Raw genomic sequence first — 15698 nt, 5'->3', positions numbered from 1 at the left:
CGAAGCAGGAGGCTTAAAGAGATGAAATTATTATTAGTGGAAGACGAGGAAATGCTCTCCAGAACAATCGCAAAAGGACTGGAAATATTAGGTTATGCGGTGGACCGCGCCTATGACGGCGAGGAAGCATTATACCTTTACGGACTGAATGAATATGACCTTATGATTCTGGATCTGAACCTGCCCAAACTGGACGGGATGGACGTTTTACGGCAGATACGCAAAGAGGATGAGGAATTCCGGGTACTCATTCTCTCAGCCCGGAATTCTCTGGAAGATAAGGTAGACGGCCTCGACAGCGGGAGCAATGATTACCTCACAAAACCTTTTGAGTTCAAAGAACTGGAAGCGCGTATCCGCAGTCTCCTGCGAAGGAACTTTACAACAAGAAACCGTGTGCTCTCCTGCGGATGCCTTAAGCTTGACACCGCCGCAAAGCGCGTATACTGCGGCGAAAAACAAGTAGAACTGACCAGGAAAGAGTATGCACTGTTGGAATATCTCTTCCACCATAACGACAGGATGATCCGCGCAGAGGAACTGATCGAACATGCATGGGACAGTGAGACGGATCTTTTTTCCAACTCCTTCCGCTTTCACATCCATTCCCTTCGTAAGAAACTGGACGCCGCGGGTGCAGAAGGATATATCGTGTCCCAGAGGGGATTAGGCTATCGTTTGACGTACGGGGAGGAAACGCATGAATAAAAAATGGGAACTGAGGAAAAAAAACACCCTGCAGCTTAAGATAACCGGGATCGTCGGGCTCATACTGCTGGCTGCTTGTCTCCTGCTGACCGCCAACTCACTGTTTTCCGCCCAAAACTATTATGGAGATTATGCCTCGCTGATACAAGAAGGGGTAAACGATTATGCCTCTCTTGTGGAAGCAGGTATAGCAGAGTATGATTCGGGTTATGATCCGGACGACAAACTGCCTGTACTTGCGGAGAATTCTACCACGGCGTACCGGGATGCCTCTATGAAATTCTCGGTTCAGTCTGTGACCGCAATGGCAGTGATCATTCTACTGGCGCTGGCGGCGACCTACTGGGCTTCCGGAAGAACACTCCGCCCATTGAAACAGCTCATAGAATCTGTCAAAAATACAGACGACCAGAATCTGGACAACCGGGTAGCGTCGGAAGGAGTACACGGTGAGGTCCTTCTGCTCAATGAGGCGTTCAATGACATGCTGGAGCGTCTGGAAGACGCATTTCTCATTCAGAAAAGCTTCGCCGCAAACGCGGCGCATGAATTAAAGACACCCCTGGCTGTCATCAAGTCTTCTCTGCAGGTATTGGAGATGACTCCCAACCCTGAGCAGAAAGATTACGAAGAATTCATGGAAAATACCGGTAAGTCTCTGGACCGCATCATCAAGACAGTGGATGGACTCCTGTCGCTCGCGAATCTGACCGAGGTTCCTGTCGACCAGGACATAGAGCTGTCTTCTCTGCTCAGACAGGCCGTGCAGGAAATGTCCGGCAGCGCAGAAAAGACAGATGTGGAGATCGTCCTCACCTGTGAAAATGATATTTCCGTCCATGGAAATCCGGATCTTCTCTACCGTGCGGTCTTTAATCTCATAGAAAATGCTGTCAAATACAATATTCCGGGCGGAAAGGTACTGATCACGCTTACAGCGGATGAGCAGTCGGCAAGTATCCGCGTGTCAGACAGCGGAATCGGTATCCCCACGGAAGCCCTCGGCCATATATTCGAGCCTTTTTACAGGGCCGACCCGTCCCGGTCTCAGAAGATACCCGGATATGGATTGGGACTTGCTACCGTAAAAATGATCGCGGACCGGCATGGCGGTCAAATCAGCGTTGAGAGTACAGAAGGAAGCGGAACCGCTTTTACGCTTCTCCTGAATATCTCTCCCGCATAAAAGAACTGGCTTCCTGTAATATAAATAAAAAAATATTGGAGAATAATATGGAAATAATCGAAGTTCAGGAAAGAACACCGCTTCTGACAGAGCAGTTATTACTAGTATGGGAGAACTCTGTAAGGACGACACATCTATTTTTGTCCAACAGCGAAATCGAAAATATTAAAATATATGTTCCGCAGGCATTAAAGGAAATACCTCGCCTGATCATTGCAAAGCATAAAAACGGATCCCCTGCTGCCTTTATGGGTATTGACGGACAAAAACTAGAAATGCTGTTCATTTTGGACGCTGAAAGAGGTAAAGGGTTAGGCAAAAAACTAATCACATATGGAATTGAAAATTATTCAGTCAATGAAGTAGCTGTAAATGAACAAAACCCGCTTGCTAAAGGTTTTTATGAACATATGGGCTTCCAGGTGTATAAAAGGACCGATCATGATGAACAGGGGAACCCCTATCCTCTCTTGTACATGAAATTATAGCATCCCAGAGGCCTCGCTTTTTGGAACTCAGACGAGATTGTCCGTCCTTTTAGGATGAACGAATCTATGGACCGTGTTAAACTTCGGTACATATAATAAAAAAGCCTCGGAAATTTAATATTTCCGAGGCTTTTTACAAAGGCGCCAACCAGAATCGAACTGGTGATAGAGGTGTTGCAGACCTTTGCCTTACCGCTTGGCTATGGCGCCATATCATTATCGGCCGCATATGTCTTCTACAGCCGGCCAAGAATTATTATAGCAAAGTGACTCCGACGGGAATCGAACCCGTGTTACCGCCGTGAAAGGGCGATGTCTTAACCGCTTGACCACGGAGCCATATAACGCTTTCTTAAGCGTGACCGAGATTTATGATACCACACATTATAAGATTTTGCAACAGTTTTCTCAAAAACCGTACATTTAATTGCGATCTTTCCGCCTGCCACTTCAGCCTGTGCGGGGCAGAGTTGACAAACAGTGCAGGATTCGTTATGTTTGTAAGAGATATTTTGAAAGGAGACTATGTAATGAAATCTCTCGTATTGGCAGAAAAACCGTCCGTAGCCCGGGACATAGCACGGGTGCTCCACTGCAAAAAGCAGATACCGGGCGCTATGGAAGGTGATAAATATATCGTGACCTGGGCGCTCGGCCATCTTGTAACCCTGGCCGACCCGGAAGGATATGATAAAAAGTACAAAGAATGGAACATGTCGGACCTTCCCATGATCCCGAAGAAATGGGAACTCGTCGTGATCAAGCAGACCTCCAGACAGTACCAGTCTGTGAAAACGCAGCTGTTCCGAAAAGATGTATCCGACATCATCATCGCCACCGACGCAGGCAGGGAAGGAGAACTGGTGGCCCGCTGGATCCTTGACAAGTCCGGCTGCCATAAGCCGCTGAAAAGACTCTGGATCTCTTCCGTCACCGACAAGGCGATCCGTGAAGGCTTCGCAAACTTAAAAGACGGCCGGGATTATAACGCGCTCTACCATGCGGCCAAAAGCAGAGCCGAGGCGGACTGGCTCGTCGGTATCAACGCCACACGCGCACTGACATGCAAATACAATGCCCAGTTATCCTGCGGCCGTGTCCAGACTCCCACCCTTGCCATGATCGCACGGCGCGAAGAGGAGATCAGACAGTTCACGCCAAAGGAATATTACGGACTGGAATGCACCGCCGGGAAGATAAAATGGACATGGCAGGAGTCCAAAAGCGGAAGCTGCCGCTGCTTTAACAAAGAATTTATGGAGAATATTTCCTCTTGCATAAAGGAAGAGCCTTTGAAGATAGAAGCCATTAAAAAAACGGCCAAAAAGGCATTTTCTCCCGGACTGTATGACTTGACCGAACTGCAGAGAGATGCCAACAGGCGTTTCGGTTTTTCCGCAAAAGAGACGCTTAATATTATGCAGCGCCTGTATGAGAACCACAAAGTTCTCACGTATCCCCGTACCGATTCCCGCTACATCGGCACTGATATCGTACCGACGATCAAAGAACGGCTTAAGGCATGTTCTGTGGGACCGTACAAAAGCGTGGCGGGGCGTCTCATAAACAAACCAGTGCAGGTAAACAAATCCTTTGTAGATGACAAGAAAATAAGCGACCACCACGCCATTATCCCTACCGAGGAATATGTGCAGCTGGATCATATGACCAATGAAGAGCGCAAGATCTATGACCTCGTTGTGCGGCGTTTTCTGAGCGTGCTCTACCCGCCCTTTGAATATGAGCAGACGACCATGACGGCTGACGCCGCCGGGCAGATCTTCGCGGCCAGAGGGAAGGTCGTCCGTTCGATGGGATGGAAGGCCGCCTATGACGAGAAATGGGACGACGGCGAAGACTCCGGAGATAACACTGTTGAACCTGAACTTGCGGACCAGTCTCTTCCTGAGCTCACCAAGGGACAGACCTTCCATATATCCGCAGTCCGGGTCACCACCGGCAGGACAAAGCCGCCGGCCCGTTTTACTGAAGCCACTCTCCTCTCCGCAATGGAAAACCCGGTGAAATATATGGACTCCTCAGATGCAAAAGCGAGAAAGACGCTCGGGGAGACCGGCGGACTTGGCACGGTTGCCACGCGGGCAGATATTATAGAAAAGCTGTTTCATTCTTTTTTGATCGAGAAAAAGGGCCGGGAGATCGTCATTACTTCAAAAGGCAAACAGCTACTTGAGCTTGTCCCGGAGGATCTGAAAAAGCCGGAGCTCACCGCCAGCTGGGAGATGGAACTGTCCGGGATCGCCAGGGGCACCCATAAAGACACCGACTTTCTTCAGGATATTCAGGATTATACAAAGGAGCTTATTCAGGAGATACGACAGAGCGGCGGCACCTTCCGCCACGAAAATATGACAAATACAAAATGTCCGCAATGCGGGAAACGGCTGCTGGCCGTGAACGGAAAAAACTCCCGCCTGCTCGTATGCCAGGACAGAGAGTGCGGCTACCGGGAGACGATCGCCCGTACAAGCAATGCCCGCTGTCCCAACTGCCACAAGAAGATGGAACTTATCAAGCGAAATGACGAAGAGACCTTTGTCTGCTCCTGCGGTTATAAAGAAAAGCTCTCCGCCTTTAAAAAACGGAGAGAAAAAGAAGGCGCCGGCGTATCCAAAAAGGATGTGCAGCGCTACATGAAAGAACAAAACAAAAAAAGTGAACCCCTCAATAATCCTTTTGCCGACGCACTGGCCAAAATAAAACTGGATTAAAAAGTTAAAAGAATGTACGCCGGGACAAAAATGACAAAGCGGCAGAACACGCCCCGTTATTTTGTCCCGGCGTCTGTATTTATTTCTTAATCTTAAAGACCCAGCTTTCCTTTATAATAGCTCTGCGCGTTGTACAGTGCGGCTGCCGGATTGTGTCCGAGAACTCTGTCTTTCGTCACTGCCGTGGTGACCAGCGCGTCCGAGTATTTATAGAACAGACTGTCATGTCCGACGCAGAGACCTACAACTACGTTCAGATCAGTCTTTTCTTTGTTCAGCAGTTTTGCCTGAAGTATCGGATTGCACATTGCCGTGCCGACTCCTTCGCATTTCTTCGGAATACCCACATCTACCTTTGGGATCGTTCCTACTTTACAGCCCACACCATATACTTCAAATCCATGCTTCCTGAATATTTTAGCCAGCATTCTGCTTTCCCGGATGAGCCCTACACATGTGGCTATCCCGATCTTATGAGCCCCGATCCTGCGGGCAAAGTCCATAATTTCTTCCACCCTTGTATACTGGCAGTAATGTTCAAATTCTACTTCAGCCGCCGCAACCATCGTTTTCTTATTCTCATCTTCTTTATAGCAGGCCATGGCATCTGCCAGCGCCTCTTCGTCCATATGCGTGGTCAGACAAAAAGAAGGAAATTCCCCGTCACCGTCGTTACAATTTGTCACTGCACAGTCTATGCAGGACAGTTTCTTTAGTTTGTCCATAACTTCCACCTGTTCAGGGTATGCTGCCCTGTACTATCCTTTCTTTTCTCTTTTTCTTATTTTCAGCTTTAACATTGCCAGCGCTTTTCTCGCATCTGTCTCCGTCACCGTATTCTCCGCAAGCACCGTCGTCTCGTCTCCGGCCTGAGACGCTTTATCCGACGTCTTATAAAAGCAGAGCACTCCGTCCATATACTTGTTCTGTACAACAAAATCTTCTGCCGGACAGAGACTCAGCGCTACAACAGGAATGCCTCTCTTTTCTGCCGCCTCAATAGAATGTGCGTAATCCACATGGTTATTTCCGATCCCGTTACAGGAAAATACTGCTCCGTCCGCACGCATACATTCAAGAGATACCCCGACTCTCTCCGCAGATAAATATTTGTCCTCATTCTTATCCGGTGAACCTACGATCATGATTCCCCTGAGATTAACTTCTTCATCTTCCGATAAGATCTCTACGAGAGGATCTCTGTAATAGTGCAGCGTTGTCTCCTTCATACTTGTTCCAAGTCCCATGGTCCGCCTCCTTTACTTTTCCGCCGGGTTCTCAGTCCATGGCGTGCATGATGCCGTCACGGAATTCATTCGGTGTCACAATGACAGGCATACATCCCATATCGATGACAGAATGCCCTCCCGCATAGCCGCCGGGTTCTTTTCCGAACAATCTCGTATCATACACCGCGCCCTGCCCGGATACTTCCTTCACGATCACGATATCCTTTCGTCCCGGTTCATACGTCTCCTGGAATACATGCTTTTCCGTGCACTTGTAACCGTTAAACCGCTTCATCTGCTCCCTGAATATCTGACAGAAGCTGTCGCATGCCCGGTGTATGGCCTCCGGCCCGGTCCGCTCTGCCCACGTATTTTCCTTGAGCACGACGTCAAACGATATCAAGATGTCGCTCTCAAGCGGCGTACCCGCCTGTCCCCAGCTTATCTTATCCTCCAGAATCCCGTCGCTGGCTCCAAAGTTGCACACCTGACGGCCGCTTTCATCTATTCCGGTAAGAATTACATATACCCCCGTAAGAGTGTGCGTGATCCCTTCTCCCACCTTTCCAAGCACTTTCGCAGACAGGGGGATAACATCCATGACCGTGTTCGTATGCTGCCGGTGCTCGTCCGGCCGGATGATCCGTATCTGGATATCCCTGATCAATGGTTCTCTCTCCATCAGTTCCTTCCCTGTCTCCCTGCGCACCGTCATCGTTCCGTCCACATTAACCCGGTTCTCGTCCCCATATAAGACGCTGTTTACGTGGTATGCGCGGACGGTAAGTCTTGATCCTGTGTTCATATACTACCTTCACCTCCGTGACTGCCCCTGATCTTCATGGGCAAAATAATATGCGACGATCAAATCCACCATTTTGTCGTAGCTTTCCACACCTTCCTTCTGTCCGTTCGCTTTCAGATATGTATCATTCACCTGGTTTGCCACCTCCGCGATCCTTCCGTCATATTTCTCCCAGAAGTCGTGGTTTGCCTGCAGGTCCGGCTCTATATCAGAAGACAGCCCGGCGCGGACCTCCTCGTAAGCTTCATAGTCCGCCTTATGCAGTATATTCATACAGTAGATCCACCCCATGAGCCTGCCGCTGTATTGGAAATCCGCACGGCTGGAATTCGTGCACGCAAGCCAGGCGATAAAGTTCGCCTCCTGCTCCTGCATGAAACCGCTCAGGTGGGACAGCTCATGGCAGGCCGTAAACGGTATGTTATAAGCTGTCATGGCATTGTTGTAATTCGCCTCTACCGTAAACGGCGAATAGATACCGGTCAGATTCTGGACGGATAATATCCACGAGTTGATCAGAGGCTTTGGGACCGGGTAATGCCCAGCCAGCTCAGGATATGTCCCGCCGAGCCCTTCCATCGCCTCCACGGCCCCTTCCTTTACATTTCCGTCAAGAGTCATCACTTTATCATTCCCCCGGCCGACTGATCCGCTTATCTCATTTACTTCATCTGTCAGCCAGAGACATACTTCCTTCAGTTCCTCCGCCGTGTATTCCCTCGTCTTAAGATCTGCGCTCTCTGAAAACGAGGTGCGCTCATAATTTACGCCGCAGTTTACCGCATATAGAAAAAACAATACTCCGCCAGTGAGGAATACTCCTGACAGAAACCTTGACACTGCACCGCGCCCTCCCTGCTTTCTCAGCGCTTTCAGAGCTGTTCTGGCAGCCAGCGCCGCCAGCGTCACAATAAAGATATACAGTCCGATCTCCGCAAGTGAAAACGGAAACAGACCCGCCGCCCAGCCTATGACACGCGCCAGCTTCCTGTAAATGTGCTGCGAATACCAGTCTGCCAGACCCGGAACCTTCTTCGCCGCAAATAAAAGAAGCAGACCCGCTGCAAATAATATACAACCGGCCGTCATTCTTCTCATGCTGCTGTCTCTATGTTTTATATCCTTTTCTCTCATACCTTCCATATGTAACCTCTCATACCCGCCTTCTTTTGCAGCTCCTCATATTTAGTCTATCAATATTCCGGCACGATTACCAGTGGAAGATATGTGTAATAACGGAGGCTGGGACCGAAGACAGCCGGAGTCAGTATCCGGCTGCCTTTAAACTGTAATCATCAATCATATTTTCTGATAGACATCTCGCACACTTTATTCGTCTCCGGGTCTATATCGATCTCACACAGTCTGTCATAACTGCTTTCATCCGCCCATGTAAACATATGCATCGACTCGCCTTCGTATGTATCCGCCGCCTCTCCATATTTTGCCAGGACGTCTTCCTTAGCGGCTCCTATCGTTATCCCTCCTGGGAAAAGAATATCCAGTCCTCCTTCTTCGAGTCCGAAATCATCAACTGAAATGCCTCCCACAAGACAGTCCGCTGCCTTTATAGGCTCCCCTGATGTATTGATAAGATCGACCATGATCTCATTGCCCTTCTTATCCTCAAAATATACGAGTATATAATCATCAGCCTCTACAGCCGTATCTTCCGGAGTATCTTCGGTGTCCAGGGCCAGCCCCGCCGCCTCAAGGTCTGATATACTGCATGGGAATGTTACAACTTTTTCGCCGATCTGTACTGTATAGCTGTCCCAGTTTTCTCCAAGTTCTTTACTCTGCTTCACAGGTTCAGCAGCTGCCTGGCCCGCATCATCCCCATCGTCGTCCCAGTCAGAACTGTTCCCTGCTTCCTCAGCCTCTTTCGCCTCCTTCGGAACTTTTATTTTCTCTGCCTTATCATATTCATTGTAGACGATCTCTATGTAATAATCCTTCACTTCAAATCCTTCATATTTATCCCCCATAATTTTCGTGAGGATATCTTTCATATCTACACGGATCTTAGCAGGCAGAACGCTCTCCTTGTAAATGTCGATGACACACGGAACTTTTGCGTCTTTTATGGCATCAGCATCCAGATCCATACCCGAGGTGGCGGAATCGAGCACATCCTGGTCTATGATACCGCTTAAAATGCCGCCGTCAACCTTTCCGGAAAGCTCAAAACATTTTTTATCATTGACTTCTACAAGGTCCTTTTTGAGCTCAAATGATTCATATGCCTCCTTGAGTTCTTCATACAGCTCCTCGTCCAGCAGATTCTCCCCTGCTTCCGTGATCTGTTTTGTCCACTCGTTCTGAACATTTAAATAAGATACGACCTCATCCTTTTCCTTTACCTGATACACCTCAATGTCGGTCCCCATATCTGTTCCGGAAAACTTAAAACTGATTTTGCCTTCCATATGGCTTGCTTCCGGTTTCTTTGTGGAAACAATATCCACATCCAGATTTAATGCCATTGTATCTGTATTATCACCCATTTCGGCTGCCAGCTTCATATTGCTTGACGCGGACTTTATTTCTGCACAGTTCTTACTCATGTCTGACAACAGGTTTTCCGGCGTTGCCTTTTTGCCGCATCCTCCGGCCATCAGCACCACAGCAGCCAGCACAAGCCCAAGCAGCCTGACGTTTTGTAATTTCTTTTTCATAATTTCTCCTCCCTCTTTTGTAACACACAAATGCCTTAAGATAATTTACCTCTATTATGCCATATATCCGATAATATGAAAAGCACAGCAGCCAAATATTTACGGCTGCTGTGCTCTTACAGCTTCAAACGAAGCGTTGTTATCTGTAATGTCCAATATTGATTTTTTGCCGTACCACATCTGATATCTCACTCTGCATACCGGGCTCTCTCTGATAATTCTGGACATGCTTCCTTTCTGCGGCGCGTACAGGCCAAAAGAGCGTTCTCCCAGTTTTGTGACTTTAAGAAACAGCTTCCTCTGCTTCAAATATACTTCCCTTTCATTATAACGGACGATCCGTGCCCCGAGGTATGTTGCCATACGGTACATATGCCCTCCAAGATATGCCGCACAGATCACGCCCCGAAAGCTTCTCCCCCAAAGAGGCACATCTGCGGCAGACAACATAATGCTTCCCTCCTGCTTCCCATTGAACAGGCACTGTGTCCAAACGTATTCCTTCGGGAAAGAGTGTCCCCAGTCTGTCTCAATGTACCCTGTCCCGCCTGTCATATCCAGCGTCTTCCCATTGACAGTCACACTCCCCCTGGCGCGGTGCCTCATGCTGACCACGCCATGATTACATTCCAGAAACGGAAGCAGCCGGAACGGTCCCATAATGTCCTTTTTAAGACCAGTGAACGGCCCATAGCTGATCCCCCCTTTTATTGACATTTCACGGTTTTTTAAATCTACTTTAATGCCCTTTTTGGAAAAGAGGTTATCTCCTATCTTGATTCTGAAATTCTTCTTATCTATGGAACATTCAGAGACCGGGTAGGGAAAATTCCAAGCCCCTTCCCCGGTGATGACTTGTACGGACGCCTCCCACTCCCCGGTGATCCCTGCGTGTACCGCCGGGATAAATGCTATCATTTCACCATTTGCCTGATGCTTCAGGTACCATCCTTCAAAATACGGATATTTTTTCATTCGTCTCCTCCTCCCGCAGTTATGTCTTTCTGCGCAGGGCCGTCTATCACTCTTCCCCTGCAGTCAAATCTTGAGCCGTGGCATGGACATTCGTACGTCTTTTCTTCCGGATTCCAGGACAAGTGGCAGCCCAGATGAGAACAGCGCGTAGTCCTCACCTTCTCCTTTTTATCTTCCGGAAGTCCGGACGGCTTTGTCAGAGTAACGGCTGTATGCCCGCTCTCTTTGCATACGTTTCCTGCGGCGTCCTGCCCAATATGCCTTTGGGGAGAAAATACTTCTTCATGACGGTTTTTCTCACCGGTTATCATATCAGAAAGTATCATGGCAGAGACCATAGAAGACGTCATTCCCCATTTTTGGAATCCTGTCGCCACAAACCAGTTCTGTTTCCGCCTGCTGTATCTACCGATATAGGGGACTTTGTCCAGTGTCATACAGTCCTGTGCCGACCACCGGTATGCCTCTTTGCTGTCCGGCCACCATCTGGCCGCTGCGCTCTTTAGTTTCCCATACTGGCCGCCGCATGTATCCTCTCCTGTCCGGTGGCCTTCTCCTCCGATAAGAAGCAGTTCCCCGGCTGTTCTCAGTGAAAGGCTGTCCTGGTCAACGCCCAGATATACCCCATTTAACGGAGGCGCCCCTTTTACCGCAAGTACATAACTTCGCTCCTGGTACATTCTCATAAAATAATATCCCGGTATATTTACAAACGGGTAATGACATGCAAATACGATATTGGCTGCCTGAACGTTGCCTTTATCTGTCTCGACGCCATTATCCGTGACTTTTATGACCTTCGTGTTCTCAAATACTGTGACCTCGTCGGAGACAGCCTTCAGAAACTTTATCGGATGAAACCGGGCCTGCGCGTCGAACCGCAGGGCTCCTTCTACCCGAAACGGCAGCTCCGTATCCTCGGTCCACCTGGCCGGAATGCCGAGATGCAGCGCCGCCATGTACTCATTATGGAGTTCTGTCTTCTTTCTGTCTGCGTACAGATATGCCGGACATTCCTTCCAGTCACAGTCTATCTTATTCTGCCGGATCACTGACTCATATTCTCTGATGGCCGCCTCATTCGCCTGGGCATACTGCCTCGCCAGAACTTCTCCTTTTGTCTTTATCAGATCTGCGTATATGAGATTGTGCTGGGATGTCACTTTTGCGGTTGTACATCCCGTCTGCCCGCCTCCGATGCGTTCCGCTTCCAGTACAATACATTCCCTGCCCTTTTTCTTAAGCAAAAAAGCGGTCAGGATGCCCGCCATTCCACCGCCGATGATCACTGTATCTATACTGATGTCCCCCGCAAGCGGATTGCGCGCAGGAATTGATACTGTCTCATTCCAGTACGACTTTTTCTGCATATTATTCACCTCCCGTACAGGATGCCCTGTTTCTGGAAAATTTATGTATGCGCCGCAAAAGCCAGACGGATAAATCCGTCTGGCTCCTATATGAACAGGCCGTTATTTTCTCACTGCCCGCACCGCACTCTATACGTTAAAAAGATCGTTCAGCGCTTCTCCCATAGTCGGATGCGTAAATATCATATCCCTCAACACCGTATAATGAAGACCTGCATCCATTGCAATCTTCACAAGATTGATCAATTCATGAGATTCCTCACAGAAGAGATGTGCTCCTAATATTCTGCCTGTATCTTCATCGATCACAGCCTTCAGGAGCCCTTCCGGCTGCCTTAAAACCTGCGCTTTTGGTATTGCGGCAGCCCCGAGACGGGCTGTCTTTACTTTATGGCCCGCTTTCAAGGCTTCGGCTTCACTCATGCCCACTCTGGAGAATGGAGGATTCAGAAATACACTGTAAGGGACAGCCCCTCTCTTATCAAGAGTATAGCTTCCGTCTCCCATTATCTTTGAGCGCACGATCCTATAGTCATCCAACGAAATATAAGTGAACTGCAGCCCTCCGACTACGTCGCCCATGGCGTAAATATGCGGAGCCGTCGTAGTTCTTGAATCATCGGTTATGATACCGCCTCTTTCATTTACCTGAACACCGGCGGCCTCCAGATTAAGCCCCTTCGTATTTGGCCTTCTCCCGGTTGCCGCAAGCACAGCCTCTGCTTCCAGGAGATCTGTGCCCTCTTTCGTACTGATCACTACTTCCGCATGACCGGACGCCTCTTTCACTTCCTCCACCTTTACCTCTGTGAGCACGCGTACTCCGCGGCGTTCCAGGCTGCCGCGCACTTCCCTGGCTATCTCCTCATCTTCCCGCGGCAGGAACACTGGACCGTCCTGAAGGATAGAGACCTTTGACCCGAAGTCCGCATAGATAGAAGCAAATTCCACTCCGATATAACCGCCCCCTATAATGACAAGGCGCTCCGGCAGTTCTTCCATATCCAGCAGTGTTTCACTCAGATATACGTAAGGATTATTTTCAATTCCTTTCACAGGAGGTATAAATGGTACAGAACCTGTATTGATAAAAAATTGTTCTCCGGAAACGATCAATGTTTCCTCCGCAGTGTCAACCTCAACCTCGTGCGGAGAAACGAATCTGGCCTTGCCGTCAATAACAGTTATATTCGGATCTCCCGCCAGTTTTTGATAGTTCTTCCCTCTCAGCTTTTCTACGAGCTGCGCTTTTCTTTGCACCGCCTCGGCATACACTTCCCTGCCGTCCCTGCATCCAAAAGCAGCCTCTTTTGCGCTGTTTACGAGAGATTTGGTCGGAATACATCCGACATTGATACATGTACCTCCATACATCTTCGTTGACTGTTCAATCATCGCAACCTTTTTCCCGGCGCTGCCCAGGGCGCCGGCTATCGTCTTCCCGCCTTTTCCAAAACCGATCACGACCGCATCATAACTTTTTCTCTTACCTGACATGGCAAACCTCCACAATATATGTAATTTTATTAGTTACAGTTTATACTGTAACTATATCATGTACAGTTATCCATGTCAAGCTATTATTTATTCCATGCGCGTACATACACTTTTACCCAAAGTATTTGTCTCTATGGCCTCCTTTCCCTATCATATAAAAAATGCATGAAATAAATTAAACAAATAGCCGACAATGACGATTCCCATTGTACACACAGCAATAAATAACGCAAGCAATTTAGGTTTAACAGCCTTCCTCAGCATGATCAACGACGGCAGACTCAATGTTGTAACTGCCATCATAAAGGCCAGTATCGTTCCTAACTGCGCACCTTTTGAAAGCAGCGCTTCTGCTACCGGAATCGTTCCGAAGATATCTGCGTACATAGGAATTCCTACTAATGCCGCCAAAACAACGCCAAACGGATTTTTGCTGCCTAATACGGTCTCTATCCAGCTTTCGGGAATCCAGTTGTGTATAAATGCACCTATGCCAACTCCGATCACTATATACGGAAATACCTGTTTCAATGTTTCAATCACCTGTTTCTTAGAAAACTGTACCCGATCTCGTTTTGTCAAAGTCGGTGACTCAATATCCACGCTGTCTTCCTTTTTGATAAAATCTTCCACATATTTTTCCATATGAAGCTTTTCAATAAATATGCCGCCCACTACTGCGATCACCAGGCCGACTATGACATAAGCAACCGCAACCTTAGTGCCAAATATACTTATGAGCAAAACAAGGCTGCCCAAATCTACCATAGGTGAAGATATCAAAAACGAAAAGGTCACTCCTAACGGCAGGCCCGCGCTCGTAAAGCCGATGAAAAGCGGAATTGACGAGCAGGAGCAAAATGGAGTCACAGTCCCGAGTAAAGCCGAAACTATATTTGCCCAGACACCATGAAAACGGCCCAGTATCTTTTTACTGCGTTCCGGTGGAAAATAGCTTTGTATATACGATATGATAAAAATCAATATACACAATAATACGCTTATTTTAATTATGTCATAAATAAAGAAGTGGATACTGGCGCCCACCTTAGAGTCAATGTTTATGCCTGCAGAAATGAGTATCTTTTGAATAAGGTCATTTAACCATTTCATTCCAAGAATCTCGTCCTGGATAAATAGAAAAATGATTTTTAAAGTCTCCAATGTTATTACCTCCATTTTTTCTCATATCGAATATTTTCGATATTTAACTCTTAATAAAAGTCATCTCGTGATGACTTTCACTTTGTATTACTTATTTCAGGTGTTGTTATTTTCAAAAGTCTTTCTAATGCATATCTGCTTCCTGACTCGCTGAGTCTGTAATATGTCCATTTTCCCTCCTGCCGGCTGACAACAATACCGGAATCGCACAATATTTTCATATGATAAGAAAGTGTGGATTGCCCTATACTCATATCATCAATTAAAACACACGCACACTTTTCTCCACTTCTCAAAAGATTTAAAACCTTTAGTCTTTTTTCATCGCAAAGAGCTTTGAAAATTCCTGCGTCTTTCGTATATTCATTATTCATAACAGCACCTCATATCTATTATTTTCGATATGTTTATGATACAGCACAAATAATTATTTGTCAATATACATATCAACTTTTTTGAATATGTTTTATGCATCCCATACATTACATTTCACTTCCGTTTAATAGTTAAGTAAACAAAAAAATCCTGCAAGCATAAATGCTTACAGGATCTTCACAACTCCCCGAGTTGGGCTTGAACCAACGACCCTTCGGTTAACAGCCGAATGCTCTACCACTGAGCTATCGAGGATCACCTATATTATTATATCCCCTTACATCCAACTTATGCAAGAGGTTTTATTTATGTACCCTGAAAACTGCATACAAGAAATAAATATTACATCCATTACCTATCCACCTTCTCGCTTCGAGATGCGTTATTCCGAGCGCTCACTTCGAAAACTTCGTTTTCTCAGTGCCTTCGCTCCGCGAATGCTCTGTCCAGGCCTGCTATGTTCCCTTCGGAATGCAAGCATTCCTCTTTCC

Annotated in this window: 14 protein-coding genes and 3 tRNA genes; 4 read left to right on the top strand and 13 right to left on the bottom strand. The window is 47.5% G+C overall.

Annotated elements, in window-relative coordinates:
- The first annotated feature begins 21 nt into the window (after positions 1-21).
- The 3 genes from LAJLEIBI_RS02765 to LAJLEIBI_RS02755 are packed head-to-tail and all read left to right on the top strand — an operon-like array spanning position 22 to position 2382.
- Complete coding sequence (locus LAJLEIBI_RS02765; RefSeq protein ID WP_006444710.1) at positions 22-708, top strand: response regulator transcription factor; 687 nt, start codon at positions 22-24, stop codon at positions 706-708.
- Positions 701-1894 (top strand): sensor histidine kinase, encoded by a 1194-nt coding sequence (locus LAJLEIBI_RS02760; protein ID WP_006444709.1) that lies wholly within the window; start codon positions 701-703, stop codon positions 1892-1894. Before LAJLEIBI_RS02765 ends, LAJLEIBI_RS02760 begins: the two co-directional genes overlap by 8 nt.
- 47 nt (positions 1895-1941) lie before the next feature.
- Entirely contained in the window at positions 1942-2382 is a 441-nt protein-coding gene (locus LAJLEIBI_RS02755) for a GNAT family N-acetyltransferase (RefSeq protein WP_006444708.1), read from the top strand.
- Between the two features lie 139 nt (positions 2383-2521).
- On the opposite strand, the gene LAJLEIBI_RS02750 is transcribed toward LAJLEIBI_RS02755, so the two are convergent.
- Positions 2522-2592 (bottom strand) — tRNA-Cys (locus tag LAJLEIBI_RS02750).
- 57 nt (positions 2593-2649) lie between these two features.
- Positions 2650-2721: transfer RNA gene (locus LAJLEIBI_RS02745), tRNA-Glu, on the bottom strand.
- A 191-nt stretch (positions 2722-2912) separates the two neighbouring features.
- On the opposite strand from LAJLEIBI_RS02745, the gene LAJLEIBI_RS02740 reads away from it, so the two are divergent.
- Positions 2913-5114: a DNA topoisomerase III gene (locus LAJLEIBI_RS02740; protein WP_040435932.1), complete on the top strand. Its 2202-nt coding sequence runs from the start codon at positions 2913-2915 to the stop codon at positions 5112-5114.
- A 92-nt stretch (positions 5115-5206) separates the two neighbouring features.
- On the opposite strand, the gene LAJLEIBI_RS02735 is transcribed toward LAJLEIBI_RS02740, so the two are convergent.
- From LAJLEIBI_RS02735 to LAJLEIBI_RS02685, 11 genes are all read right to left on the bottom strand, one after another.
- A complete protein-coding gene (locus LAJLEIBI_RS02735) occupies positions 5207-5839 on the bottom strand; it encodes a DUF1847 domain-containing protein (RefSeq protein ID WP_006444706.1) in 633 nt (210 codons plus the stop codon).
- 33 nt (positions 5840-5872) lie between these two features.
- A complete protein-coding gene (locus LAJLEIBI_RS18655; protein ID WP_006444705.1) occupies positions 5873-6361 on the bottom strand; it encodes a glycine/sarcosine/betaine reductase component B subunit in 489 nt (162 codons plus the stop codon).
- A gap of 31 nt (positions 6362-6392) precedes the next feature.
- Positions 6393-7148: a proline reductase cluster protein PrdD gene (gene prdD / locus LAJLEIBI_RS18650; protein WP_006444704.1), complete on the bottom strand. Its 756-nt coding sequence runs from the start codon at positions 7146-7148 to the stop codon at positions 6393-6395.
- Between the two features lie 9 nt (positions 7149-7157).
- Positions 7158-8291, bottom strand: a complete 1134-nt coding sequence (locus LAJLEIBI_RS02720; RefSeq protein ID WP_006444703.1) for a DUF3810 domain-containing protein — start codon at positions 8289-8291, stop codon at positions 7158-7160.
- Positions 8292-8443: 152 nt separating this feature from the next.
- Positions 8444-9826, bottom strand: a complete 1383-nt coding sequence (locus LAJLEIBI_RS02715; protein ID WP_006444702.1) for a DUF6612 family protein — start codon at positions 9824-9826, stop codon at positions 8444-8446.
- Positions 9827-9925: 99 nt separating this feature from the next.
- On the bottom strand, positions 9926-10801 hold the full coding sequence (locus LAJLEIBI_RS02710) for a tocopherol cyclase family protein (RefSeq protein WP_006444701.1): 876 nt from the start codon (positions 10799-10801) through the stop codon (positions 9926-9928).
- Positions 10798-12171 carry an FAD-dependent oxidoreductase gene (locus LAJLEIBI_RS02705; protein ID WP_006444700.1) on the bottom strand — a complete coding sequence of 458 codons (1374 nt, stop codon included), beginning with the start codon at positions 12169-12171 and terminating at the stop codon, positions 10798-10800. The genes LAJLEIBI_RS02710 and LAJLEIBI_RS02705 overlap by 4 nt, the downstream gene beginning before the upstream one ends.
- A gap of 129 nt (positions 12172-12300) precedes the next feature.
- A complete protein-coding gene (locus LAJLEIBI_RS02700; RefSeq protein ID WP_006444699.1) occupies positions 12301-13668 on the bottom strand; it encodes an FAD-dependent oxidoreductase in 1368 nt (455 codons plus the stop codon).
- A 150-nt stretch (positions 13669-13818) separates the two neighbouring features.
- Positions 13819-14847 carry a permease gene (locus LAJLEIBI_RS02695; RefSeq protein ID WP_006444698.1) on the bottom strand — a complete coding sequence of 343 codons (1029 nt, stop codon included), beginning with the start codon at positions 14845-14847 and terminating at the stop codon, positions 13819-13821.
- Positions 14848-14909: 62 nt separating this feature from the next.
- A complete protein-coding gene (locus tag LAJLEIBI_RS02690; RefSeq protein WP_006444697.1) occupies positions 14910-15206 on the bottom strand; it encodes an ArsR/SmtB family transcription factor in 297 nt (98 codons plus the stop codon).
- Positions 15207-15390: 184 nt separating this feature from the next.
- Positions 15391-15462: transfer RNA gene (locus LAJLEIBI_RS02685), tRNA-Asn, on the bottom strand.
- Positions 15463-15698 lie beyond the last annotated feature (236 nt).

The organism is [Clostridium] hylemonae DSM 15053 (genome assembly GCF_008281175.1).
Classification (GTDB): Bacteria; Bacillota; Clostridia; order Lachnospirales; family Lachnospiraceae; genus Extibacter; species Extibacter hylemonae.
The sequence above is the reverse complement of the archived record's forward strand: the minus strand, read 5'-3'. Positions and strand labels throughout refer to the sequence as shown.